At 52.4% G+C, this 23,611-nt stretch carries 30 protein-coding genes and 1 riboswitch; of the genes, 11 read left to right on the top strand and 19 right to left on the bottom strand.

The features are described from left to right. Positions 1 to 4 precede the first annotated feature (4 nt). Both I4W93_RS09405 and I4W93_RS09400 read left to right on the top strand, forming a co-directional pair. Positions 5 to 559: a YdeI/OmpD-associated family protein gene (locus I4W93_RS09405; RefSeq protein ID WP_205311180.1), complete on the top strand. Its 555-nt coding sequence runs from the start codon at positions 5 to 7 to the stop codon at positions 557 to 559. Positions 560 to 659: 100 nt separating this feature from the next. Next, positions 660 to 1,100 carry a nucleoside deaminase gene (locus I4W93_RS09400; RefSeq protein ID WP_205311181.1) on the top strand — a complete coding sequence of 147 codons (441 nt, stop codon included), beginning with the start codon at positions 660 to 662 and terminating at the stop codon, positions 1,098 to 1,100. Between the two features lie 91 nt (positions 1,101 to 1,191). Here I4W93_RS09400 and I4W93_RS09395 read toward each other — a convergent pair whose 3' ends face one another. After that, positions 1,192 to 2,079, bottom strand: a complete 888-nt coding sequence (locus I4W93_RS09395) for a LysR family transcriptional regulator (protein ID WP_205311182.1) — start codon at positions 2,077 to 2,079, stop codon at positions 1,192 to 1,194. Positions 2,080 to 2,194: 115 nt separating this feature from the next. Between I4W93_RS09395 and I4W93_RS09390 the strand changes: the two genes are divergently transcribed. The 3 genes from I4W93_RS09390 to I4W93_RS09380 are packed head-to-tail and all read left to right on the top strand — an operon-like array spanning position 2,195 to position 3,393. Continuing rightward, complete coding sequence (locus tag I4W93_RS09390) at positions 2,195 to 2,797, top strand: glutathione S-transferase family protein (RefSeq protein WP_205311183.1); 603 nt, start codon at positions 2,195 to 2,197, stop codon at positions 2,795 to 2,797. Beyond that, entirely contained in the window at positions 2,797 to 3,180 is a 384-nt protein-coding gene (locus I4W93_RS09385; RefSeq protein ID WP_205311184.1) for a nuclear transport factor 2 family protein, read from the top strand. The genes I4W93_RS09390 and I4W93_RS09385 overlap by 1 nt, the downstream gene beginning before the upstream one ends. 9 nt (positions 3,181 to 3,189) lie before the next feature. Then, positions 3,190 to 3,393 (top strand): 2-hydroxymuconate tautomerase family protein, encoded by a 204-nt coding sequence (locus I4W93_RS09380; protein WP_205311185.1) that lies wholly within the window; start codon positions 3,190 to 3,192, stop codon positions 3,391 to 3,393. Between the two features lie 74 nt (positions 3,394 to 3,467). Here I4W93_RS09380 and I4W93_RS09375 read toward each other — a convergent pair whose 3' ends face one another. Next, positions 3,468 to 4,340, bottom strand: coding sequence for a LysR family transcriptional regulator ArgP (locus I4W93_RS09375; RefSeq protein ID WP_205311186.1), 873 nt, complete (start codon positions 4,338 to 4,340; stop codon positions 3,468 to 3,470). Between the two features lie 96 nt (positions 4,341 to 4,436). Here I4W93_RS09375 and I4W93_RS09370 point away from each other — a divergent pair, with 96 nt between their 5' ends. From I4W93_RS09370 to I4W93_RS09345, 6 genes are all read left to right on the top strand, one after another. Next, positions 4,437 to 5,033 carry a LysE/ArgO family amino acid transporter gene (locus I4W93_RS09370; RefSeq protein ID WP_205311187.1) on the top strand — a complete coding sequence of 199 codons (597 nt, stop codon included), beginning with the start codon at positions 4,437 to 4,439 and terminating at the stop codon, positions 5,031 to 5,033. Positions 5,034 to 5,113: 80 nt separating this feature from the next. Further along, the gene (locus I4W93_RS09365; protein WP_205311188.1) at positions 5,114 to 5,323 is read left to right on the top strand and encodes an addiction module protein; all 210 of its coding nucleotides are present in this window, start codon (positions 5,114 to 5,116) and stop codon (positions 5,321 to 5,323) included. Beyond that, positions 5,320 to 5,619 carry a type II toxin-antitoxin system RelE/ParE family toxin gene (locus I4W93_RS09360; RefSeq protein ID WP_205311189.1) on the top strand — a complete coding sequence of 100 codons (300 nt, stop codon included), beginning with the start codon at positions 5,320 to 5,322 and terminating at the stop codon, positions 5,617 to 5,619. Before I4W93_RS09365 ends, I4W93_RS09360 begins: the two co-directional genes overlap by 4 nt. A 236-nt stretch (positions 5,620 to 5,855) precedes the next feature. Next, entirely contained in the window at positions 5,856 to 7,046 is a 1,191-nt protein-coding gene (locus I4W93_RS09355; protein ID WP_224673360.1) for an alpha/beta hydrolase-fold protein, read from the top strand. A 343-nt stretch (positions 7,047 to 7,389) separates the two neighbouring features. Next, a complete protein-coding gene (locus I4W93_RS09350) occupies positions 7,390 to 7,773 on the top strand; it encodes a type II toxin-antitoxin system RelE/ParE family toxin (protein ID WP_205311191.1) in 384 nt (127 codons plus the stop codon). Next, positions 7,763 to 8,071, top strand: coding sequence for a helix-turn-helix domain-containing protein (locus tag I4W93_RS09345; protein WP_224673359.1), 309 nt, complete (start codon positions 7,763 to 7,765; stop codon positions 8,069 to 8,071). The genes I4W93_RS09350 and I4W93_RS09345 overlap by 11 nt, the downstream gene beginning before the upstream one ends. Positions 8,072 to 8,661: 590 nt before the next feature. Here the strand turns inward: I4W93_RS09345 and I4W93_RS09340 are convergent. From I4W93_RS09340 to I4W93_RS09260, 17 genes are all read right to left on the bottom strand, one after another. Next, positions 8,662 to 9,081: a helix-turn-helix domain-containing protein gene (locus tag I4W93_RS09340; RefSeq protein WP_224673358.1), complete on the bottom strand. Its 420-nt coding sequence runs from the start codon at positions 9,079 to 9,081 to the stop codon at positions 8,662 to 8,664. 10 nt (positions 9,082 to 9,091) lie between these two features. Further along, positions 9,092 to 9,406 (bottom strand): type II toxin-antitoxin system HigB family toxin, encoded by a 315-nt coding sequence (locus I4W93_RS09335; RefSeq protein WP_205311193.1) that lies wholly within the window; start codon positions 9,404 to 9,406, stop codon positions 9,092 to 9,094. A 76-nt stretch (positions 9,407 to 9,482) separates the two neighbouring features. Continuing rightward, entirely contained in the window at positions 9,483 to 10,676 is a 1,194-nt protein-coding gene (gene modC / locus I4W93_RS09330; protein WP_205311194.1) for a molybdenum ABC transporter ATP-binding protein, read from the bottom strand. Beyond that, positions 10,676 to 11,377, bottom strand: a complete 702-nt coding sequence (gene modB, locus I4W93_RS09325; RefSeq protein ID WP_205311195.1) for a molybdate ABC transporter permease subunit — start codon at positions 11,375 to 11,377, stop codon at positions 10,676 to 10,678. The genes modC and modB overlap by 1 nt, the downstream gene beginning before the upstream one ends. Positions 11,378 to 11,381: 4 nt before the next feature. Further along, positions 11,382 to 12,152, bottom strand: coding sequence for a molybdate ABC transporter substrate-binding protein (gene modA, locus I4W93_RS09320; RefSeq protein WP_205311196.1), 771 nt, complete (start codon positions 12,150 to 12,152; stop codon positions 11,382 to 11,384). A 3-nt stretch (positions 12,153 to 12,155) separates the two neighbouring features. Next, on the bottom strand, positions 12,156 to 12,605 hold the full coding sequence (gene moaE, locus I4W93_RS09315; RefSeq protein ID WP_205311197.1) for a molybdopterin synthase catalytic subunit MoaE: 450 nt from the start codon (positions 12,603 to 12,605) through the stop codon (positions 12,156 to 12,158). 14 nt (positions 12,606 to 12,619) lie between these two features. Further along, entirely contained in the window at positions 12,620 to 12,871 is a 252-nt protein-coding gene (locus tag I4W93_RS09310; protein WP_205311198.1) for a MoaD/ThiS family protein, read from the bottom strand. Between the two features lie 243 nt (positions 12,872 to 13,114). After that, a complete protein-coding gene (moaC, locus tag I4W93_RS09305) occupies positions 13,115 to 13,618 on the bottom strand; it encodes a cyclic pyranopterin monophosphate synthase MoaC (RefSeq protein ID WP_205311199.1) in 504 nt (167 codons plus the stop codon). Between the two features lies 1 nt (position 13,619). Continuing rightward, positions 13,620 to 14,171: a molybdenum cofactor synthesis domain-containing protein gene (locus tag I4W93_RS09300; RefSeq protein ID WP_205311200.1), complete on the bottom strand. Its 552-nt coding sequence runs from the start codon at positions 14,169 to 14,171 to the stop codon at positions 13,620 to 13,622. Continuing rightward, a complete protein-coding gene (gene mobA / locus I4W93_RS09295) occupies positions 14,164 to 14,730 on the bottom strand; it encodes a molybdenum cofactor guanylyltransferase (RefSeq protein ID WP_205311201.1) in 567 nt (188 codons plus the stop codon). The genes I4W93_RS09300 and mobA overlap by 8 nt, the downstream gene beginning before the upstream one ends. Positions 14,731 to 14,742: 12 nt before the next feature. Continuing rightward, positions 14,743 to 15,714, bottom strand: coding sequence for a GTP 3',8-cyclase MoaA (gene moaA / locus I4W93_RS09290; RefSeq protein ID WP_205311202.1), 972 nt, complete (start codon positions 15,712 to 15,714; stop codon positions 14,743 to 14,745). Continuing rightward, positions 15,703 to 15,849: riboswitch (molybdenum cofactor riboswitch) on the bottom strand. Its footprint overlaps the gene before it by 12 nt. Before the next feature lie 49 nt (positions 15,850 to 15,898). Further along, entirely contained in the window at positions 15,899 to 16,279 is a 381-nt protein-coding gene (gene nirD / locus I4W93_RS09285; protein WP_205311203.1) for a nitrite reductase small subunit NirD, read from the bottom strand. Continuing rightward, positions 16,276 to 18,810 carry a nitrite reductase large subunit NirB gene (gene nirB, locus I4W93_RS09280; protein ID WP_205311204.1) on the bottom strand — a complete coding sequence of 845 codons (2,535 nt, stop codon included), beginning with the start codon at positions 18,808 to 18,810 and terminating at the stop codon, positions 16,276 to 16,278. The genes nirD and nirB overlap by 4 nt, the downstream gene beginning before the upstream one ends. A 10-nt stretch (positions 18,811 to 18,820) precedes the next feature. Next, positions 18,821 to 20,158, bottom strand: coding sequence for an NAD(P)/FAD-dependent oxidoreductase (locus I4W93_RS09275; RefSeq protein WP_205311205.1), 1,338 nt, complete (start codon positions 20,156 to 20,158; stop codon positions 18,821 to 18,823). Further along, complete coding sequence (locus I4W93_RS09270; RefSeq protein WP_205311206.1) at positions 20,155 to 21,021, bottom strand: ABC transporter ATP-binding protein; 867 nt, start codon at positions 21,019 to 21,021, stop codon at positions 20,155 to 20,157. The genes I4W93_RS09275 and I4W93_RS09270 overlap by 4 nt, the downstream gene beginning before the upstream one ends. Before the next feature lie 26 nt (positions 21,022 to 21,047). Then, the gene (locus I4W93_RS09265; protein WP_205311207.1) at positions 21,048 to 22,034 is read right to left on the bottom strand and encodes an ABC transporter permease; all 987 of its coding nucleotides are present in this window, start codon (positions 22,032 to 22,034) and stop codon (positions 21,048 to 21,050) included. 39 nt (positions 22,035 to 22,073) lie between these two features. Then, positions 22,074 to 23,426, bottom strand: coding sequence for a CmpA/NrtA family ABC transporter substrate-binding protein (locus I4W93_RS09260; protein WP_205311208.1), 1,353 nt, complete (start codon positions 23,424 to 23,426; stop codon positions 22,074 to 22,076). Between the last annotated feature and the right edge of the window lie 185 nt (positions 23,427 to 23,611).

Below are 23,611 nucleotides of genomic sequence, written 5' to 3'. Positions count from 1 at the left end.
TAAGATGATCCAGAACGACAGCTATTCTGAATTTACCGCAACTATATTAAGTCCGGCGCGAGCGGCGAAAGCGCAGTTTCGGGCTTTTGTCGTGCTGCCAAAACATGTCAGTGAAAAGCTACCCAGGCGCGGCAGAACCTCGGTAACCGGTCATATAAACGGCGTGGCGTTTCAAGCCACATTGGAACCGGATGGCCAGCTAAGCCATTGGTTCGCCTTGAGCGAACCGTTGCTTAACGCCGCAGGCAGCAGTATTGGCAGCGTGGCCAACTTTGATATTGCGGCGGTAGAGCAGGAGCCTGAACCTGAGCTGCCAGCAGATTTACAGCAGGCGCTGGCCGCGTCCGCTGAAGCCAGTGCTGTCTGGCATGACACTACCACTATTGCCAGGCTGGATTGGATCCACTGGGTCACCTCAGCAAAACAGGCCAAAACCCGGGCCAAACGGGTGAGTGATGCCTGTAATATGCTGGCAGAGGGCAAGCGGCGGGTATGTTGTTTTGACCCGTCCGGCTTTTACAGCAAGGCCTTCAGTGCACCCAAAGCGGCGACGGATTAACCTGATCCTGAAAGAGCTGGTTAGCGATAGGACTTGTTATAAACGGCTGAAAGTGTGATGTTTTGCTCTTAGCCAAACGTTAACTTACAACGGTAATACTATGACAGATTTATTTATGCAGGCTGCCATTGCGCAGGCGAAAAAGAGCTTAGCCGAAGGGGGTATTCCTATCGGCTCGGTGTTGGTAATAGATGGCAAAATTGTCGGTGCCGGTCACAATCAGCGGGTGCAGAAGGGCAGTTGCGTGCTACACGCCGAAATGGACTGTCTGGAAAATGCTGGTCGCCTGACAGCCGCAGATTACCGCCGCGCCACGCTGTACTCTACGTTGTCACCCTGTGATATGTGCAGCGGCACCGTGTTGTTGTATGGCATTCCTAAAGTAGTAATAGGCGAAAATACGACCTTTCAGGGGCCGGAAGCCTATGTACAAAGCCGCGGTGTCACGCTGGATATTCAGCACAATGCAGAATGCATTCAGCTGATGCAGGACTTTATTGCCGCAAGGCCACAGCTGTGGTTTGAAGATATTGGTGAGTAAAACGATAACAGGAACCGTTGGCAAGACCCGGGCGATCTTATCATTGGGCATACAGCGGTTGCCTTGCAGCGGCGGTAATTTTCGGGTGCAGTTAAAGATAGGGATGCTGACTAAACCAATTTTGCAGAAATTCAATCAACAGCTTTAGTCTGGGCGGGGTAAATTGTCGTACCGGGTAAAGCGCGTACAGCGTCATTTTCGGTTTGTGTTCGTCTGCCAGCACTTCAACGACGTCACCAGCCTGTAGCGCCTGATGGCTGATAAAACGCGGAATAAAACCGACGCCCATGCCTTGTTTAATCATCTGCAGTAAAAACACTGAGCTATTGGCTTTTAACTTCCCGCGGATTGCTACGCCATCTTTGCCGACCGGCCAGATATGTTTGTGGCGAAAATAACTGTACTCAAAACACTGATGATTCGTTAAATCCTCCGGGCAGTTGATGGCACCATGCTGGCGCAAATACTCTGGCGAGGCACAGATGCTGTAGCTAAACTGGGTTATGGTTTGGCCGACATAGGCTGAGTCAAACGTCTGGCTGGCCACGCGTAAGCCCAAATCAAAATTATGCTGCAGCAAGTCCTGCGCTTCATCGCTTAACTGTATATCCAGCTCAATTTGCGGGTATAGCCGCATAAATTCAGCAAAGGCTGGTGCCAGCGCCGTCAGGCCCAGCGCCATAGCCGCATTAATTCTGAGTTTGCCCTGTGGTATTTGCTGCTGCTGTTGCATACGGGCTTCGGTATCTTCTATCTGGCGCAAAATTTCACGACAGCGCTGCAAATAGTCTTCACCGGCTTGGGTTAGCTGTAATCTGCGGGTGGAACGTTGCAGCAGTCGGGTGCCCAATGTTTGTTCCAGCGCGCTTATCTGTTTGCTCAGCATCGATTTGCTGCAGCCATGTTGCCCGGCAACCTGGCTAAAGCTACCCAATTCCGCCACCCGCACAAACAGCTGCATGGCTCTTAATTTATCCATATTGTTTCCCCATGGGAAATAAAGTTGTTCAATTATAGCTATATATCAGTTTAATTGGCAGCGCTATAGTGGCCTTGCTTCGATGCTTTTGGTTACTTAAAGATAGGAATTGATTATGTATAAATTGTATTTTTCGCCCGGTGCCTGCTCATTAGCGGTGCAGGTTGTGTTACGCGAATTGGGCCAGCCATTTGAACTGGTCCACAAAGCCAGCGTGGCTGATTATCAGCAGATCAATGCCGTTGGTGCGGTGCCAGCTTTAGAGGTTGATGGCACTGTACTGACAGAAGGCGCGGCCATTATGTTGTATTTGTTGGACAAACATGCCAACGATTTACTGCCGGCTGAAGCATCGGCGCGCCAGCAGGCGATCCAGCAGCTGATGTTTGCTAATGCTACTGTGCATCCGGCTTACAGCAAGCTGTTTTTCCTTAACAACCAGTTGGCAGACGGTGCCGTTAAACAGCAGCTATTGCAAGTGGCAGCAGCTCAGGTCAGCAAGCTGTGGCAGTTAGTGGAAACCCGGCTGCAAAGCCAGCCTTATCTGGGTGGCCAGCATTACTCTGTCGCTGATATTTTGCTGGCGGTGTATGCCGGTTGGGGCCGGTTCTTTGCTGTTGCTATTGAGATAGGCCCACGTGGCCAGGCGATGATTGACAAGGTGCGCGCCTTGCCAGCCTATCAGGCGGCGGTTGCGGCAGAGCAGCAGGCAGCATAATGAGTACAGCTTTGCAAGATACCGACTTGCCGGCTATTGCCGTGCTGCTCGGGCACTATTTCGATGCTTTGCACCGCGCCGACACTGAACTGCTGAGCCGGATCTTCGACGATGACGCGCGCTTATACGCCCCCGGGGTGCGGCGCAGCAAACAGCAGTGGCTGGAGCTGGTAGCAAACCGGTCGGTACCTGCCACACTGGGGCACGCTGTTGCTTATCAGATCCTGTCAGTTGAACTGAGCGGCGAGCAGGCGCTGGCAAAAGTATCCTGTCCGTTATTAGGCCGGCACTACATTGATTATCTGAGCTTGCTAAAAGAGCAGGGCCAGTGGCGCATTGTCGCTAAGCTGTACGCCGACAACCCTTTTATTAACACCCATTAGGAGCATATTATGCCGTATGTAAATATCAAAATAACTGACGAAGGCGTAACTGCCGAACAAAAGCACCAGCTGGTGCAGGGCACCACGCAACTGCTGGTGGATGTGTTGGGTAAAAGCCCGGCCACCACCTTTGTGCTGATAGAAGAAGTCAGCACCGATAACTGGGGTATTGGCTATCAGCTGGTGACAGAGCTACGTCAGGCTGCGCAATAGTGCCAATGCTGCTGTCGTAGTGCCGCGATCAGACGGGTAATGATTGCTGCCAGTTGCTCTGGCCGCCCGGTTGTTTAACTAACGCAGTACAGTTGTTGCCTGGCGGTGGCGGTAATTTGCTGGCGCAACTGTGCCATTAGCGGGCTTTCGCTTTGCCAGTAGTGCCCGTACAGCGGGGTATCCAAATGATAATCCGGCGTTAAATCAACCAGCTGCTTAGTTTCCAGATAGGGCTGCATCTGTAATTCTGGTAACAGGCCAAAACCGAGCCCGGCCAGAGCCGCGCGTAAAAAACCTTCGGACGAAGGGCATAAATGGGTTTTTTCTGGCGGCTTGCCACATATATGCTGCAGGTACTGATGCTGCAGTTGATCATCCTGATTAAACACCAAACAGGGCGCTTGCGGTAGCTGCGCCAGCAGATGCTGATCTAAGCGGTAGCGGCGGATAAAATCCGGGCTGGCTACAGCGCGGTAACGCAGTGCGCCCAGAGCTTGCACCTTAGCGCCGTTTACCGGCTGGCTGCTGGCACAGAGGCAGGCCATCACATCGCCTTGCTTCATCCGTTTTAGCCCGACTGACTGATCTTCCACTACAAAATCAAAACACAGTTGTGAGTAGTCCGGCATTACCAGTGCTTGTGGCAGCCAGGTAGCCAGTGAGTCAGCATTTACCGCTAGTCGCAGCGTGGTCACGCTGGTTGCCTCCAGCCCCAGAGCGGCTTCCATTTGCAGTACCTGCTGCAGATGGTTCAGCAGCCGCTGCCCCACGGGAGTAGCGACCGGCGGAGCGGTGCGCAGCAACACCGGCTGGCCGGCAATGGCTTCAAGCTGCTTAATGCGGTGGCTGACCGCCGACTGTGTCAAACACAGCAGTTTTGCCGCCCGCTCAAAACCACCTTGCTCTACCACGGCGGAAAGTGCTTGCAATAAACGGTAGTCAATCATTAATTATATTCATCTATACATAAAATAATTCGTTGGATTAATGGTAGTGGCAAAGGGTATGTTCTGCAGCAGATTTTTCTTCACAGGGTCAGCAGCATGACTTTTTTACTGGGGTTTGGTGTCGGTTTAAGTTTAATAGTCGCCATCGGCGCGCAAAATATCTGGGTGTTAAGCCAAAGTATGGCCGGAGCAAACCGGCTGGTTATTGCTACGGTGTGTATTGTCTGTGACTGTCTGCTGATTGTGCTGGGCGTATTTGCCGTGCAGCAAATGCAGCTATGGGTGCCGCCACTGGTGCCGCTGCTCACCTGGCTGGGGGTGGCGTTATTGTTGTGGCTGGCATGGCAGGCGGCCAGCCGCGCCTGGGCTGGCAGCAAAGGCTTGCAAACCGATACCACTACTCAGGTAATGAGTAACAGCAAAACGGCGCTAACGGCACTGGCCATTACCTTATTAAACCCGCATGTGTATTTAGACACAGTATTTTTAATTGGCGGCGTAGCAAATCAGCAAGCCGCACCGCTACGGTTTATGGCCGGCGCTTGTATCGCCTCGTTAGTGTGGTTTTCCTCGCTTACTGCTTTGGCGCCCAGGCTGAAAATCTGGCTTAACTCGGCCAAACGCTGGCAGCTGTTTGATGGCGTCATCGCCGTTTTGCTAGGCGGTATCGCGCTAAATCTGGCGCTGCAGTGATTGAATGTTGATTGCGTACAGTATTCGGTTAAATTACGCTATGCTTTGACTTAATTGAAACGTTATCCGGTAGGGCTGTTATGAATCCAACACTGCGTGATTTACCGTTGCAGCAACGTGTGCAATTGGTTGAAGATTTGTGGGACAGCATTGCGCAGGATCAGCAAGCGCTGCCGGTTACCGATGCGCAACGGGCAGAACTGGATCGCCGGCTTGATGCTTATGAACAGGACGGCAATCAGGGCCGTGATGCAACAACAGTATTAAATGAAATCCGTCAGAAGCTGTGAGTTATATCGTTCAAATCCGGCCAGAGGCTGAAGCCGATATTGAAGAAGCAGCTTTATGGTACGAAGAACAGCAACAGGGATTAGGCGGCCGATATTTAAATGAAGTTGTAGCAGCTGTGCAACGAATAGCTGCCATTCCTACTCTTTATCCTGTCGTATATCGCAATCTCAGGCGCTCGCTGCTGCATAAGTTTCCATTTGCTGTTTATTTTGCTGAAAAAGAAGATGTTATTGTGATCCATGCGGTATTGCATGGCAGCCGACATCCAAAAAACTGGAAATTCCGTTCGTTATAACTGGCTAAACTCAAGGTGATTGCGCCCAAATGAAGCCCTGCTACAAATGCTTCAGCAATGCGCTGACCATCGGTATTACGTTAAAGTTAGCAGCAACGAGGCAAAGGTTTTGCCGGCAAGCAAGCTGCAGAGCAAGATAATGACTTCTTCCGTGCAGAGGGCTGAATTATTCAGTACTTCAATATATTGGCTTGTATGTTAACGTCATGAAAAATATTGAAATAAATGGAACAATAATGACAAAAAGGAATATTGCCAAAAGCATCGCTGCGTTTATCGTTTTTTCAGTGATGACGTCATCTGCTGTCGCGCAGCAGGTACCTGCAACCAGCGGTGACTACACACTGCTGACAGAGACACTGCACTCTGCCGTGCTCAATGAAAACCGAACTATTACAGTACAACTTCCCAAAAGCTATGCATCCACGCCCAACAAAAAGTATCCAGTTATCTATCGGCTGGATGGTAAAGGCAATATCCCGCTAATTACGGCGGTTTTAGAAAAACTGCAAGAAGCAAGCGCTGCGCCGGAAGTGATCATTGTTGCAATTGAAAATACCGACAGGCAGAGAGATTTATTTCCAACCGTCAATCAAGAGCCACAGGGCCCAATCGGCATCGGCGGTGGCGCGCCAAAGTTCTTAACCTTTATAGAAAACGAACTTATCCCTTTTGTGAATAATAAATACCGTACGCATAACTATAAAGTTATTGCCGGGGCGTCTGCCGGCGGCGTATTTGTACTTTATGCTTTGCAAACCAAACCAGAGCTGTTTCAGGCGCATTTAGCCTACAGTGCAGCCGTATGGTGGAATCACGGCGCAACGGCAGAAAGCACAAAAGCCTTTATGGCTAACACAAAAACCTTAGACAACTATTTATATATGAACATTGGTGAAGAAAGCGGCTTTATGCGACAGCGCTATGACGATTTGCACAGCTTCATTGCGTCCAATACGCCCAACGGCTTAACCTTTATCAGTGATGAGTTCGACACTGTGCCGCACGGCTTAACATCAGTTGCGGGCATTTTTAATGCCTATCATAATCTGTTCTTACCGTTACGCATGCCGCTGCGCGCCTTTACCGGCGACACCCAATCTATTGTCGATTATTACAACCGGCTATCACAGCAATATGGCGAACAAACTTCGCCGCCGGAATGGCTGGTACGCGAGCTGGGTTACCACTTCGTCAATAGCGGCAATCTTGAACAAGCGATTACGCTGTTTAAATACGGCATAACGCTTTATCCCGACAAACCAGACGCCTACAACGGTCTGGCTTACGGCTACGAGCAGGGCGAGCGGTACGAAGAGTCACTCGCACAGGTCAACAAAGCGCTCGCGTTATCGGCGCAGGGCTATGATGGTTATGACGTTTACCTTGCCCGAAAAGAGCGGTTACTTAAACTATTGGCGCAGTAAACACCAGTTCAGAGTTAGCTTTAGACGCCCTGTACACAATGTCGCCAATTCACTTATCGTGACTAAAGCGATTGCAGGGGCAGGTTTAATCTTGTCCTACCCCTCAAATTCTTTATCTTGAAGCTGCGCCTGCGATGCCAAATGGATGACGCGGCGTTTCTTACGCCACTGTACTGATGAGCCGCTATACTAAATGTTTCGTTAACTCTAAATTAACCAAAATAACGAGACAATGACGTCTGAAGTACAGCCTGCTCCGCCAGGTCATACAGCTTCTCAGTCATAAGTCTTACTGGTCAAAATAGTCAAACTATAGTACTCTTTACCACATGTCGGAGGCCAGATGCGGGTTTTTATCACGGATGATTTTGCAAAATTCATGTCAAAAACGCTGCTATCAAACGCAGATATTATGCAAGTCGCTGCCGAAGTGAATAGCGGTTTATTTGATGCGGATCTTGGTGGTGTATTGAAAAAACGCATTGGCGCAAAGGGGATCAGTAAACGGGATGCTAACCGCAGTATTATTGCGTTGAAACGGGATGACAGAATTTATTTTATAGATGGGTGGCGCAAAGCTGATGTCAGTAAAACGGGAAAAGAAATTCCCGACAAGCTTTTGGATGTTTACCGCTTAGTTGGTCGCAGCTTATTGGCAGCAAATGAGCAACAGATACAAAAAGATATACAGGCAGGTTTATTAATAGAGGTCGTCAGTGAAAGATAATAGACTTGAAAGAATTCAGCAGATGGCAGAACGTTTTCATCAAACGGGCACCATCGATAAAGTCACAATGCGGCAAATCAATGCGCTGACAGAGCAGGCAAAACCGCCGCAAATGAGTGCGGAAGATATCCGGACTTTACGGATACGGGAAGGCATTAGCCAGGGCGTGTTGGCTACCATTTTGAATATGAGCAGTGAAAGTGTGCAGAAGTGGGAGCAAGGTAAATCCAAGCCACAAGGCGCTGCGCTGCGTTTATTGTCTATTATCCAGCGCAATGGTGTAAAAGCCGTTATTTAGCCCCGTGTGCGGTAAAGGAGCCTTAGCTAATTAAGCTAACAGCGAATAGTTGCTGTTAGCTCCGCCCCAAATGCCCTAAGTAACAACTGCGGGCTTTTATGTTAAAGCCAAAAATTTAGCCGCTAAAAAATACCTCGCAAAGTGTCTCAACCACTGAATGATGTGATGTGGCGGCGCTGGTTTCTATAGAAGCGGGCGCCTTTGCTGCATCAGCATCATTTCCGTAACTGGCTCGCAATAGCGGAATTTTCTTCCGCTATTGTACTGACGTTTGATTTAGAGCCACTTTTATCCATTCTGATCTTCTCAGTAGATTTTATATATATGTTTAGTAGTAGGTTACGTGGTGAACCGCAAATTTCAGCCTTATATAACTACTGCACCTTGCTATTTGCATTGAACTCCAATTGGCCTTAGTAAAACTCTTTTTCTATCGCTTTCACTACAGCCGACAACTTAAGCAAGTATTCTATACTATCCGGTTTATCTTGACTAATGCTCGCATTGCATATGTCCCAAGTAGAGTCGGGGTCCGGTCTTTAATCTTGCATTTTATTGACTGGCTCTTAAATGTGCTTGGAAGCAATCAATCAAACAAACATCGCCGCTGGTATACCAAACCGCTTGGATAAAGCGCGGATATGGCCGAGCGTTAGCGAGCGCTTGCCACTTAGTATTTGCGATACCAGCGATTTACCGCCTATTTCCTGCTGAAAATCACTTTGCGTAAGACCGTGCTGATCGATCAGCAGCCGCAGCATGGCAATGCCCGGGTCTAAGGTTTCCATCCGCTGATTAAACACCTTAAACCGCTCTGCGGTTTCTTCGTAGTCTTGCAGCACCGGAAACAGCAAGTCTATCAGCAGCTGATTCGCATCGTAGTCTTCAACCAGTTCATCCATTAACGCCAGCAGTTCGTCATATTGCTGCTCAGAATTAATGCCCTGAACCCAAGGCATAACCTGAGTGATCTGCTGCGATAAGGACTTCATTGCCTGAACATCTAACATGGTCTGCTCCTTAATTCCTGCTTTGGTTGCGATACTGTGCCGTAATCCGGTTATACTCTTTGTGGGTGACAATATGCTTGATAAAGCACTTACCACCGACAAATTCCAGAAAGGCTATCAAGCGCAACTTATTACCGCCAATGTCGATAACGTACCATCTATCGACGTACTTAAAATTGTCCAACGATGGAAACACCTGACGTAACTCTTCCGGTGTTTTCGCGTCGCTGCGTTTAAGTGCTTTAAAAGTAGCATCAAGCGCATCGGCGCAATTCGGGTACAACAGTTTTGCCGTTTCAAACGGCTCACGTTTAACTACGTGCATGTATCACATCCGTTGTGGTTTACTTATTGTAAACTAGGCATAGTATAGTGCAGGGTTTACAAATAGTAAACCTGGCTTAATCCAGAGCCACTGCTTTGATCTGTGCATAAACCTGCTGGCCAATCTGTAACTCCAGCCGTTCAACCGATTGTTTGGTTAGCAGTGCCTGCAGTGGCTGGCCTTCCAGTGTCAGCTGCACCAGGGTTTCGGCCGGGTGGGGTGCAGGGTTTATGCCGCTAATGCTGACTTGTAACTGATTACTGACCGAGCTGTCGTTAAGCGGTGTTAGGCTAAGCGCCACATCGCGCGCCTGAATACGTAAGCGGTATGAGGTGGGGGAATAGCTTGCTGTGTCGGCATGTAGTGGAGCTGGCAGCTGCAACTGCTGCTGGCCGATACTTAGTTGCAGCAGGTGGTGTTTACTGCCGCTGCTTTTGGCATGCAGCAGCGACATTGCGCCGATAGCGGCCAGTTCGGGCTGTAATAATTGCTGTTGCAGCGGGCCCTGGCTGTGAATGCCGCCGTGCTGCATTAGTACCAGGTTATCGGCTAATTTCACCACGTCATCCAGCTGATGGCTGACCAGCAGCATCGGAATGCCGGTTTGGCTGGCAATACGTTGTAAAAACGGCAAAATCTCGCTGCGGCTTTGCTGATCCAACGATGCCAACGGCTCATCCAGCAACAGTAACTGCGGCTGGCTTAGCAGGGCGCGGCCCAGCGCCACGCGCTGGCGCTGGCCGCCGGATAATTGCTCTGGTGCTTGCTGCAATAACGGCGTCAGCTCCAGTAACTGCATCACCTGCTCTGGTTGCAGCTGTATTGGCGTGTGCTTTGCCAGCCGGTTAAAGCCATACAGCAGGTTTTGTGCAACTGTTAAGTGCGGCAATAAACTGCTTTCCTGAAACACCATGCCAATACGGCGCTGATGCACCGGCACAAAGTGGCTGCCTTGCTGCCATATGGCGGCGCCACATTGCACTGTGGCACCGGCATGGCGATCCAGCCCGGCAATAGCGCGCAGCAAGGTGGTTTTGCCACAGCCGGAGCGGCCAAATAACGCCGTTACGCCCTGCAGCGGCAAGGTGTTGTTAATCTGCAGGCTAAAATCACCGCGCTGAATAGTTAACGCCAGGGTTAAACCGGCGCTTTCCGGGGCTGCCGGGACTGATGGAGCAGCCGGAGCTGGTGGAACCGCCCGCTGCCCGGCTGCCAGTGTCGGTTTGCCCTGGCGCGCTGTGCGATGAAACAGGCTGATTACATTGTTCATCACAGGGCGGCCTCGCGCTCAAAGCGGCGATTTAAGCCATAGACAATAAACAACACGGCAAAGGCGCTGATAACCAAGCCCAGTGATAACTGCTGTGCCTGGGCGTAGTTCATCGCTTCAGTGTGGTCGTAAATCAGCACCGATAACACCTGAGTTTCACCGGGGATGCTGCCGCCGAGCATTAAGATCACGCCAAATTCGCCCAGCGTATGGGCAAAGGTTAAGGTGGCGGCGATGATAAAACCGCCGCGGCATAATGGCAGTACCACGCTAAACAGCTGATCCAGTTTGCCGGCGCCTAAGGTAGCGGCCACTTCCAGCGGCCTTGGTCCCATGCGGCGAAAGCTTTCCAGCAGTGGTTGCACGGTAAACGGCAATGAGTAAATCACCGAACCGATTAAAATACCGCTAAAGCTAAACGCCAGATGATTAAGCCCCAGTTGCTCTAAAGCGCCACCGACAACGCCATGCGGCCCCAGCAGTAACAATAAATAAAACCCCAGCACGGTTGGCGGTAGTACCAACGGCAGTGCCACTATTGCCTGAACAGCGGTGCGTAGCTTGCTGTGGCTCAGTGATAACCACCAGGCCAGCGGTGTACCCAGCAGCAATAAAATAAGTGTGGTGTATAAACACAACTTTAAAGTTAACAGAATGGCTTGCCAGTCTTGTGGGCTTAGTGCGGCTAAAAGCTCGGGCATAGTGTTACTCCTGCCTGCTTTGCGGTTGACTGGCCGGAAGTTCGAAGCCATAGCGCTGCATTATATTTAGCACGTCAGCACTGGCCATAAAGGCGCTAAACAGCCTGGCATTGTGGTTATCAGCACCATGACGGGTTATGACATACGCCTGCAGCAGCGGTTGATGCAGCTCTGCTGGTATTAGCTGATAGCCCTGGCTGGCAAGCATAGGAGACTTGGCCAGCGACAGCGCAATAATGGCGATGTCAGCGCCGCCACTTTGCGCTAGTTGCGCGGTTTGAGCAATGTTTTCACCGTAAACCACTTTTGCTTCTAGCGCCTGCCAGACGCCAGCAGCCTGCAGCGCTTGTTTGGCGCGCTGGCCATACGGCGCATGGGCCGGTTGGGCGATGGCCAGGCGGCTAAAGCTCAGTTCGGCGAGCTGGCTTAGCCTGATACCGGCCATATTCCGCCGTGGGCTCCACAATACCAGATGCCCCAGTGCATAAAGCTGTGGCGCAGTGGCTGTCAGGCTATCCTGATACAGCTGTGCCGGGAAGCTACTATCGGCCGAGAAAAACATATCAAAAGGTGCGCCATGGCGGATTTGCGTACTGAGTTTGCCGCTGGCGCCATAGACAATATTTAGCGCCAGTGTCGGCTGTCGCTGGCGAAACAGTGTGCTGATTTCATCCAGCGCATAACGTAAGTCTGATGCCGCTGCGATAGTCAGTTTTTCGCTAGCATAAACAGGTAGGGCGCAGGCAAAGCAAAGCAGCAATACACTCCGGATCATAGGTTACTCCCAGCGTGCCAGCGCTTGCTGGTCGCTGGCTTTGGCCCCGACCCAGTAATCACCGCTGGCGGTGTGTTCTTTTTTCCAGAACGGCGCGCGGTTTTTCAGGTAATCCATAATAAATTCGCAGGCGGCAAAGGCCGCCGCGCGATGCGCGCTGGCAATGCCAACAAACACAATCTGCTCATTCGGTTTAAGCGTGCCAACGCGGTGAATAATATGCACCGCGCCAAGCTGCCAGCGGCTCTGTGCTTGCTGAGCAATAGCGATAAGGGCTTGCTCGGTCATGCCGGGGTAGTGTTCCAGCGTCATGCTGTGCAGGGTGTTATCGCTTAGCTCACGTACCAGGCCGCTAAAGGTGACGACAGCGCCACAGGCTGAGTGACGGCGCAGCTCGTCGTACTCACTGGCGACACAAAAATCATCGCTTTGTACAGCAACAAAGATACTCATATCCTTCATCCCTGCTAGCCACCGGTTACCGGCGGGAAAAACGCCAGCTCATCGCCATCCTGCACGCTGGCCGTTAACGGCACCAGGTGCTGGTTTACGGCGCAGAGCAAATCGGTGCGGCTAAGTTCCTGCTGCCAGTTTTGGCAACGGCTTTGCAGTTGCTGCAGTACGTCGGCCACCTGCAACATTTTGCCATCGCAACTAAGCAGGTATTGTTCGCAATCAAGCCGCTCACGCAGCGCGGCGAAAAACAGAATTTTAATCATACTGCCTCCGGTTGAAGCTGTGTTTATTGTTACTTGGATTACTACTGCGCTGGTTCGGCGAAGATTGGTGTGTGCTTTGGGGCGCCACAGACCCTTTTTGCGAATAGCGAAGGCGGGCAAAAAATTCGTCGGGAACGAATTTGGTCAGCGCAAGCTGGCCCGCACGCGTGGAGGGCAGGATGTGCCCGTAACGACGCTGTGGCGAGCCCAAAGGGCATACCAATCGCAGAGTCACAGGCGAATTCATTGTTCAGCCTCCACAAGGTAATGCCCGGACTTGCCGCCGGTTTTCTCCAGCAGGCGGATATCGCTGATAATCATCGCTTTATCCACCGCTTTGCACATATCGTAAATGGTTAAGGCGGCCACCGAGGCGGCAGTGAGTGCCTCCATCTCCACGCCGGTGCAGCCGCTAAGCACACAGCAGCTTTCTATCTGAATTTGGCCTTGCTCTGGCAACAGCTGAAAATCGACCGATACCTTGCTCAGCATCAGTGGATGACACAGCGGAATAAGCTCGCTGGTTTTTTTCGCTGCCATAATGCCGGCAATGCGGGCGGTGGCCAGTACATCGCCTTTTTTCAGCAATGCCCGGGCAATTAACTCAATCACTTCAGGCGTGGTTTGCACTAAGGCGCCGGCGCGGGCCAGCCGGGTGGTGTTTGGCTTGGCGCTAACATCGACCATCGCCGCAGCGCCGCTCTGATCTAGATGCGTTAGTTCCAAATGGCTAAGGGTTGCTGTCATCTTAAGCTCCACAGCTTTGGCTTGGGCTGTTTTTTACATGGGCTACAAAGTTGCAGGGCCCGGTTTTGCTATCTAATTGCGGTAAAATCAGCTGCTGCATCGCAAGGGTGCAGGCGCCGCCGGAGCCTGGCATGGCAAAGATCAGCGTGCCATTAGCAAGGCCAGCTACTGCGCCGGATTGCAGCGCAGCTGAGCCTAACTGGTTAAACGATAACTGGCGAAACAGCTCACCAAAGCCCGGTACCTGGGTGTCGAGTAAAGGCATTAGCGCTTCCACGGTACAGTTAGTGTGATGAAAACCGGTGCCGCCATTAATCAGCACTACCTGAATGGTATCGCTTGCGATCCATTGGCTTAGCGTAGCGCGTAGCTGGTATTTGTTATTTGGCAGTAATGCCCGGTCAACCAGCTGATGATCGGCGCTTTGCAACAGCCCACAGAGCAAGTCGCCACTGCTGTCATTCTTGCTGTCGTTAGCGCTGCTGCGGCTGTCCGATACCGTGAGGATTGCGATATTGAGCGGATAAAACTGGCTTAAATCAGGCTTAGGCATACAGGCTCCCGTGATTAACTACTGCCAGACATTGCTGCCAGTCGGCTGGTGTATTGGTATTGAGTAATTCTGTTGTTGGCGCTGGCAGGGCTACCGCATTGAGCATGGTTAGCAGGGCTTTTACCGAGCGCTGGCCGCTTTGCAGTTGTGCACTAATTTGGGCGCTAAGTGCGGTATTTACCGGCAATACGCAAGGCAGCGGGCTATTGCTAAAGTAACTGGCACTGGCATTGGCCTGTTGCAATAACTGCCGCAGGCTGGCTGGGTTTAGCAGTGGTGTATCAATAGGCAGTACCAGTAACTGTGAACTTCTGCAATGTTGTAATGCCGCTAAAATACCTGCTAAAGGTCCTTGTGCCTGAGTTGACTCATTGTCCGCAATAAAGCCCGGTTGGTTGCGGCTAATCAGAACTTCAGCTGCACCGCTATCCAGCGCCAGTTGCTGCATATGTGCCAGTAAGCTTTGGCCATTAAGTTGCAGCAGCGCTTTATCCTGGCCCATACGGCTGGATTGACCACCGGCTAAAATCACTGCGCTAAAGGGTTTGTTGCTACTCATGTTAGCCACCTGTTATCCACCGATCTGGGCTAAATGCCGGGTGCTGCCGCTGTAATCCTGCGCCAGCTGATGGCTGAAGGCTTTACCTTGCACCGCTTGCTGTAAAAAGCGCATTAACGGCGCGCTGTCATCGCTTTGCAGCAGGCTACGTAAGTCCTGATGGCTGTCGGTAAACAGGCATAAATACAACGCGCCGCTGCTTGACACCCTAAGCCGGTTGCAATCGGCACAAAAGTCTTTGCTGTAGGGCATAATCAGGCCAATCCGGCCCTGATAACCGGCATGCGAATATTCCAGCGCCGGACCGTCGGTTTTGGCTTTGGCGTTTAGCTGCCAGCCTTGTGCCAGCAGCTGCTGCTGAATATGCTCGCCACTTAAATGCTGGCGCTGATAGAAGCCGGCATTATCGCCGGTGCGCATCAATTCAATAAAACGCAGCGCGATATCCTGCTGTTGAATAAACTGCAGAAAATCGGGCAGCGCCAAGGCATTGTGCTGCTTTAACAGCACGGTATTAATTTTCACTTGCTTAATGCCAATGGCTTTAGCGTGCGCTATGCCATCTAAAATATCGGCAAGCTTGTCCTGGCCGGTGACCAGATGAAAGGTATCAGCATCTAAGCTATCGACACTGACATTCACCGCATCCAGCCCGGCTTGCTGCCACGCCAACGCATCGCGTTTTAAACGATAGCCGTTAGTGGTTAGTGCCACCTTTTCAATGCCGGGCACGGCTTTGCAGGTAGCGATAATTTCGGTTAAGTCTTTACGCAGCGATGGTTCGCCGCCGGTAATTCGTACCTTACGGGTGCCGAGTTTGGCAAAGGCGGTGACTAAGCGGCGAATTTCAGTCAGGTTAAGCTCGCCGCTACGGGAGTTGCAGTCATTACCGTCAGGCAGGCAATAGCTGCAACGAAAATTGCAGCTTTCAGTGACAGACAGCCGCAAATAACTATAGCGGCGCGCATAGGCGTCAGTTAACATAATTCACCTTTCCAAGTGGGGAGGTAAGGCCGTTTCCAGACTTACCCGGTGGCGAGAGTGCCACGGCAAAGGCCTCATGGCAGTATGGCTGTGCAATACTGCTTTAGAGCGCCTTGCTCGGTGTTGTGTCGTTAAGCTTAAAAGCTTTGCGTCCTTATTGTTATTGCCATTAAGGGGCGTCTGACTACTCCGTTGGGGGTAGCAGCCATACCTGGGCATGCTGTAGCTGCACTTCAAAAACCTGCAATTTCAGCGTGCTGTCGCTTAAACACTGGCCATCGCTGAGCCGGTACTGCTGCTTGTGTAGCGGCGCGGCGATGTAAAACTCGCCTTTGCTTTCGCCCAGCAGGCCATGGGCGATAACCGGTGCGCCTGTTGCCGGGTCGATATGGCTAACGCCATACAACTCGACCTCCTGGCCGGGCAGATAAAACAGCGCTATCGCATGTTCTGCAAACCGTGCCGCTACACCACAGAACGGTACTAAGTCTTGCTGCTGACACAATAAAACCGGCTGCTGTTGTACGCCGGGCTGACTGTCTAAGGCATAAGCTAGCTGGTTCATACGTCGGTCTCCTTATTATTAAGTTGGCGGATGGGGATAAGCTGGCCGCGCTCGGGCACAAAACCAAACTCGCTGCGCGCCGGGGCGGCGGCATTTACATAGCTTTTAAAGCGGGCGCGCTGTAACGGATCGGCCAGTACGGTTTGCCATTCGCACTGGTAGTTGCTGATTAATAGCTGCATTTGCGCTTCAAGCTCTGCGCCAAGGCCTAAGCTATCGTGAATAATGACATCACGCAGATAGTCCAGGCCGCCTTCGAGGTTATTCATCCAGGTGGCGGTGCGCTGCAGGCGGTCGGCGGTTTTGATATAAAACATCAGCAGCCGGTCGACATAGCTCAGCAATTGCTCGTCATTTAAGTCGGTAGCAAATAAGTCAGCGTGGCGCGGTTTCATGCCGCCATTGCCGCAGACATACAGGTTCCAGCCATTTTCAGTGGCAATTACGCCGACGTCTTTGCTTTGGGCTTCGGCGCATTCGCGGGTGCAGCCGGAGACGGCCATTTTAATTTTGTGCGGCGCGCGCACGCCCTTGTAGCGGTTCTCCAGCAAAATGGCCATGCTGACACTGTCCTGCACGCCGTAACGACACCAGGTACTGCCAACACAGGATTTTACCGTGCGTAGCGACTTGCCATAGGCATGGCCGGTTTCAAAGCCGGCGTCGATCAGCTGCTGCCAGATCAGCGGCAGCTGATCCAGGGTAGCGCCAAATAAATCGATGCGCTGGCCGCCGGTGATCTTGGTATACAGCTGATATTGCTCGGCCACTTTGCCAATGCTTATCAGCATCGCTGGGGTTATTTCACCACCGGCAATACGTGGCACTACCGAGTAGGTGCCGTTTTTTTGCATATTGGCTAAAAAAGTGTCATTGGTGTCTTGCAGCGCAACATGCGGTTTGGCCAGCACTGGCTCGTTCCAGCAACTGGCCAGAATAGAGGCCACCGCGGGTTTACAGATCTCGCAGCCGTGACCACGGCCATGGCGTTGTATCAGCTGATTAAAGGTTTTAATGCCATCGACCCGCACCAGATGATACAGCTGCTGGCGGCTGTAGCTAAAGTGCTCGCACAGATCGGTGCTTACCGCTACGCCGCGCTCGCTGAGTTCGTGCTCGACCACGCTTTTTAACAGCGCCGCGCAGCCACCACAGCCGGTGGCGGCTTTAGTGCAACTTTTGATGCCGGCTAAGTCCCGCACGCCGCTATCGAGCGCAGCACAAATGGCGCCCTTGCTGACATTATGACAAGAGCACAGCGTGGCTGTAGCGGGCAGGGCAGCTGGGCCCAAAAGCACCTTGCCGCTGCTTTGCGGCAGGATCAGGCTTTGTGGATCGGCAGGCAAAGCAATGCCGTTCAGCGCATATTGCAATAAGCTGTCGTAATAGCTGTTATCACCCACCAGTACTGCGCCCAGCAGTTGTTTGCCGTCTGCGCTTAGCACTAATTTACGGTACTCGCCCAGCAAGTCATTGCGATAACGCAGGCTGATACTGCCTGGCGTGCGGCCATGCGCATCGCCAATGGAACCAACATCAACACCGAGCAGCTTCAGCTTGGTCGACATATCGGCGCCAGTAAAGCTGTGGCTGTTATCGCCGCTCAGCACCGCGGCGGCAGTGCGCGCCATCTGATAACCTGGCGCTACCAGGCCAAATAACTGGCCCTGCCATAGTGCGCATTCGCCAATGGCATAGATATCGCTGTCGCTGCTTTGGCACTGATTGTTGATAACGATGCCGCCGCGCGCGCCCAGCTCTAAACCGGCGTCTTTGCCAAGCTGGTCCTGCGGCCGAATGCCTGCGGAGAACACAATAAGATCGCTTTGCAGCACGCTGCCATCAGCAAAGTTAAGCTGTAAGCGCTGCTCTGTGCCTGCTGTAATGCTGCTGGTAGCTTTGTCGGTATGCACACTAACGCCTAACTGCTCAATTTTACGGCGTAGCAGCTCGCCGCCATCTTTATCAAGCTGCACCGGCATTAATTGCGGCGCAAATTCCACGACATGGGCTTCTAAGCCTTGCAGCTTCAGCGCATTGGCCGCTTCGAGGCCCAGCAGGCCGCCACCGATTACCACGCCAATCCGCGCGCCCAGGCTACTGGCACTGATCGCTTCCAGATCGGCAATGGTACGGTACACCAGGCAGTGGGCGTTATCGTTACCGGCAATTTGCGGTACAAAGGGGTAAGAGCCAGTGGCCAGTACCAACTTGTCGTAAAAGTAGCGCGCCTTAGCGGTAGTGACTGTTTTGGCTGCGCGGTCAATCGCCAGCACCGGCTCGTTCAGCTTTAAGGTTACGTCGTTATCGCTATAAAAGCTGTCAGCGGCCAGTTGCAGTTTGCCGGCATTGCCATCGCTGAAGTAATCGGATAAATGCACTCTGTCGTAAGCGGGCCTGTCCTCAAAGGCAAATACCGTGAGTTGCCAGTCGCTGTTCTCTTGCTGTAAAGCCAGCCACTGCTCAATAAAATGCTGACCAACCATGCCATTGCCGATCACCAGCAGTTGTTTTGTGATGCTTGTTGTCATAATGGTGCTCCTAGGCAGCGTCTTGTTGTTGTGGTTGGCTGACAGCGGCGGGCTCTGTCTCGGCGCTGTCGACCATGCCCGGTTCGGCTATGCCTTGTTCGACCCGGCCAAGCACTAAGCTGCTGCGACAGCCGTGATAGGGCTGCTGCTGAGTAATCAGCTGGCTGAGTTGTTGGCTCAGGCTGGTATCGCCATACAGCACGGCGCCGACTAAATAAGGCCCGCGCCACCAGAGCCGGCGATATTCATTAAGCTCGCTATTGAGATAATCGGTGCAGCCATCAAAGCTGTCGGGTTTGGCACAGAGCGAGGCAATATCGCCACAGGAGCTCAGCGCAATACCGCTGATTTTCAGCTGTGTTGTCGCCTGTTCGCTGCAATAGGCTGCAGGTTTGCTGCACAATGTTTGCGCCATCTGTTTGGCCTGAGTGTTAATTGGCGCGACTAAACCAAAGGTTTCGCCGTTAAGCTCAATACATTCGCCCAATGCATAAATGGCGCTGTCTGAGCTTTGTAAGTTGCGGTTAACGAGGATGCCGTGTTTAACGCTAAGGCCAGATTGCTGTGCCAGGCTGATATTCGGGCGAATGCCCAGTGCCAGCACGACGATATCGGCTTTTAACTGCTGGCCACTGGTTAGCCTGACCGACTGCAATTGGCCATGTTTATAATTCAGGCGCTCAATTTCACTGTTGGTCAAAATGCTTAAACCGCGCGCGCTAAGTTGTTGCTGCAATAAAGTGGCGGCAGTGGCGTCAAGCTGGCGGTTTAGCAAATAAGCACCGCGCTGCAGCAGGCTGACCTGCATGCCAAGCTTGCGCAGGCCTTCGGCCGCTTCCAGGCCAAGAAAACCACCGCCGACCACCACCGCATGCTGCAATTGCTGGCCGGCCAGACGCAGCGTGGCTAAATCCTGCCAGTTGCGAAAATGGCAAAGGCCAGGCTTTAACTGGCCGCTGCTATCATTGGCCTTCTCTTTGGCACTCTCCCTGGCATAAGCCGGTGTCAGCGGCAGGGCACCACAGGCCAGCACTAACTGCTGGTAACGGCGGTAGCGGCCATGGCGGCTTATCACTAACTTGCGCTCACGATCAATTAATACCACTGCATCGTCACAAATCAGCTCGATATTGTGTTTAGTGTACCAAGCCGGGCTAGCCAGCTCAGCCGCGCTGTCGGGCAGCTCATTGCTTAACAGGCCGGACAGCAACACACGGTTATAGGCCGGTTTAGCTTCAGCGCCAAATACCACTATTTTTGTTGGCCGGTTCGGCTGTTGCACTAACTCTGCCAGCAAGCGCTGACAGGCCATGCCATTGCCGATAATAATCAGCTCTGCCTCTGTCATGCCCGTTTCTCCTGTGCTGCCAACAGCTCTGGTGTAGCTACCGCCGCTTTTACCGGCTCGGCTTTAGGCAATACTTCCACTTTTCGCTGCTTTTCATACAAAAAGCTCAGCACTTGGTGGCGGTAATGGTTATAGGTAGCGCAATCGGCCAGCGCAATGCGGTTGCGTGGCCGCGGCAGCTCAATTTGCAGTATTTCGCCGATGGTGGCGGAGGGGCCGTTGGTCATCATTACAATGCGATCCGATAACAGCACCGCTTCATCGACATCGTGGGTGATCATAATCACAGTGTTATTCAGCCTGGCTTGTATTTCCATCAGCGAGTCTTGCAGATGGGCGCGGGTGAGTGCATCCAGTGCGCCAAAGGGTTCGTCCATTAACAGCACCTGCGGCTGCATAGCTAAGGCGCGGGCAATGCCGACGCGCTGCTTCATGCCGCCGGAAATCTCTGCCGGGCACTTATCGCGGGCATGGCTCATTTGCACTAGTGCCAGGTTGTGCTCTATCCAATCGCGCATTTCGGTTTTGTTTTTCTGGCCGCGAAACACTTGCTTTACTGCCAGCTCGACATTCTGGTACACGCTAAGCCAGGGCAGCAGCGAGTGGTTTTGAAATACTACCGCGCGCTCTGGCCCGGGCGCGTTGACTTCTTTCTGGTTTAAAATAACGCCCCCTGAGCTTGCCTGCAGCAAACCGGCCACCAGATTTAATACCGTTGATTTACCGCAGCCGGAGTGGCCAATCAGGCTGATAAATTCGCCTTTGCCGATATCCAGATTAACATTTTGCAGCGCGACAAAGGGGCCCTTTGGCGTTGGGAAGCTGATACCCAGCTGGCTAAGTTCTAAATGGGCTTTTTGCATAGCTTATCTCCTTTAACTGTTGTCCGTTATCTAAGCTGGGCGCTTTTATCCCAGTTCACCCGCTGCTGCAGTTGCAGCATCAGCCTATCCAGCGCATAGCCGATTAAGCCAATGACCAGCACGGCGACGCAGATGCGGCTGAGCGAGTCGGACGAGCCGTTTTGAAATTCATCCCAGACAAATTTGCCCAGGCCGGGGTTTTGCGCCAGCATCTCGGCGGCGATCAGCACCATCCAGGCAATGCCCAGTGATAAGCGCAGGCCGGTAAAGATCATCGGCACCGCCGAGGGCAGCACAATGCGCCGCACATGAGTCAGCCAGTTCAGCTGCAATACGCGGCTGACGTTTTGTAAGTCGGGCGAGATATTACTGACGCCAACAATGGTGTTAAGCAAAGTAGGCCACAAGGAGCACAGCGTAACGGTAAATACCGACACCAAAAACGAGCGCGCGAACAGCGGCTGCTCGCTTTGATACAGTGCGCTAACCAATATAGTCACCAGCGGCAGCCAGGCCAGTGGCGATACTGGTTTAAATAGCTGGATCAGCGGGTTAAAGGCGCTGTACAGCCTGGGGCTTAGGCCGATAACAATACCGGCCGGTATTGCCAGTATTGAAGCCAGCACAAAGCCGGTTAGCACCGTGTACAGGCTGGTAAAAATCTGGCTGAAAAAGGTCGGTCGGCCGCTATAGGGCCGTACTGTTATTACCGCATCGGGGTTAGCGGCTAAACTGGCGGCATTACGCTCCAGCTGGCGCTGATAAAACGCTGCTTCGCGCGTTTTTTCTGCTTTATGTTCGGCTACCAAACCGGACCATTGCTGCGCTACCTGTACTGGGCCGGGAAAACTGCCCAGCGAGGTAGTGATCTGGCTGGCCAGCAGTTGCCACAGCAGGACAAACACGGCAATACCGGCTGCCGACAACAGGCTTTGTTTCAGCCAGTTTTGCAGTTGCTGTTGGGCGGGGAGATAGCGTTGCACCCGTGACCATTGTGTTGGAATAGCGCTCATTGTTCTGGCTCCTCTCATCTTTTTGCCGCTGGCAAAGGTTTAATCTTTTTTGCCAATGGCAAATTGCTGCAAATAAGCATTTGGTGCTGTGGCATCAAATTGCTTGCCATCGATAAAGCGGGTGGCATCGATTGGCCGGTAGCCGCTTTCCACGCTAAAATCAGGAAAATCAGCTGCGGAAAGCTTACCTTCGGCAATCAGCGCTTTGGCAGCACGTTGGTATAGCGCCGGCAGAAATACCTGTTTGGCAATATCCTGATACCAGCTGTCCGGTTTGGCGTCGCTGATTTGGCCCCAGCGCCGCATCTGGCTTAAATACCAGACCGCATCTGAGTAGTAGGGGTAGGTGGCGTGGTAGCGAAAAAACACATTAAAGTCCGGCGTTTCGCGGATATCGTCGCGCTCATAGGCAAAGACGCCGGTCATGCTGTTGGCGATAACGTTTTCGTCAGCACCAACATAAAACGGCTGCGAGATGAGTTTGGCGGCCGCGGCGCGGTTGGCGTTGTTATCGGCATCCAGCCAATGGCCGGCGCGGATCAGCGCTTTTACCAGATGAAAGTGCGTTTCTGGGTAACGCTCTGCCCAGCTTTGGCTGACGCCGAAAATTTTCTCTGCTAGGTTAGTGTGAATGTCGTAATTCGTGACTAAGGGCACGCCCAAATCACGCAGTACCGCTTGTTGGTTCCATGGCTCGCCAACGCAGTAACCATCGATGGTGCCTGCTTCCATCGTCGCCGGCATTTGCGGTGGCGGCGTAACCGAGAGCAATACATCGGCTTTTAGCTGGCCGCTGTTATCGCCATGTTCCGGCGCATAAAAGCCCGGGTGTACGCCACCGGCGGCCAGCCAGTAACGTAGCTCATAGTTATGGCTTGATACCGGAAATACCATACCAAACTGCAGCTTTTTACCCTGCTTGGCGCTATTAGCAAGCACCGGTTTTAGCGCCTCTGCAGTAACCGGATACTGCGGTTTGCCATCGCTGTTGCGCGCCACCTGCGGTGCAATTTGCTGCCATACTGCGTTGCTGACGGTGCAGGCATTACCGTTTAAATCCATCACAAAAGCAGTTTGCATTGCTGCTTGTGTGCCTATGCCGATGCTGGCGGCTAAGGCCTGACCGGCCAGCATATGAGCGCCGTCGAGCTGGCCGTCTATCACGCGGTCCAGCAACACCTTCCAGTTGGCCTGGGCTTCTAACTGCACATACAGGCCTTCATCTTCAAAGTAACCCCGCTCCAGTGCCACCGCCAGCGGTGCCATATCGGTCAGCTTGATAAAACCGAGTTTTAAATCCGGTTTTTCTGGGGCAGCCCATGCTGGCAGGCACAGGCTTAAGCCGAGGGCCAACAGCAGGCGGGTGCGTTTGTTACGATTCGGCTGTGTCATCTATGCTGTCCTTTTCTATTAAAAAAGCAGGGCGAAAAAAAAACGCCATCTGGCTGCACCCTGTTGCGGATACAGCCAGATGGCGCCTTTGCCATTAGCTTGTTAGCTGGTTTTTTCTTCTGGTTGCCTCATTGCAACCCGTTGCTAAAACAAAGCAGCTAGCGTGCCAGTTTTAAAATATGTTT

This window comes from Rheinheimera maricola (genome assembly GCF_016918075.2).
Classification (GTDB): Bacteria; Pseudomonadota; Gammaproteobacteria; order Enterobacterales; family Alteromonadaceae; genus Alishewanella; species Alishewanella maricola_A.
This window is presented reverse-complemented; position numbering and strand designations above follow the sequence as displayed.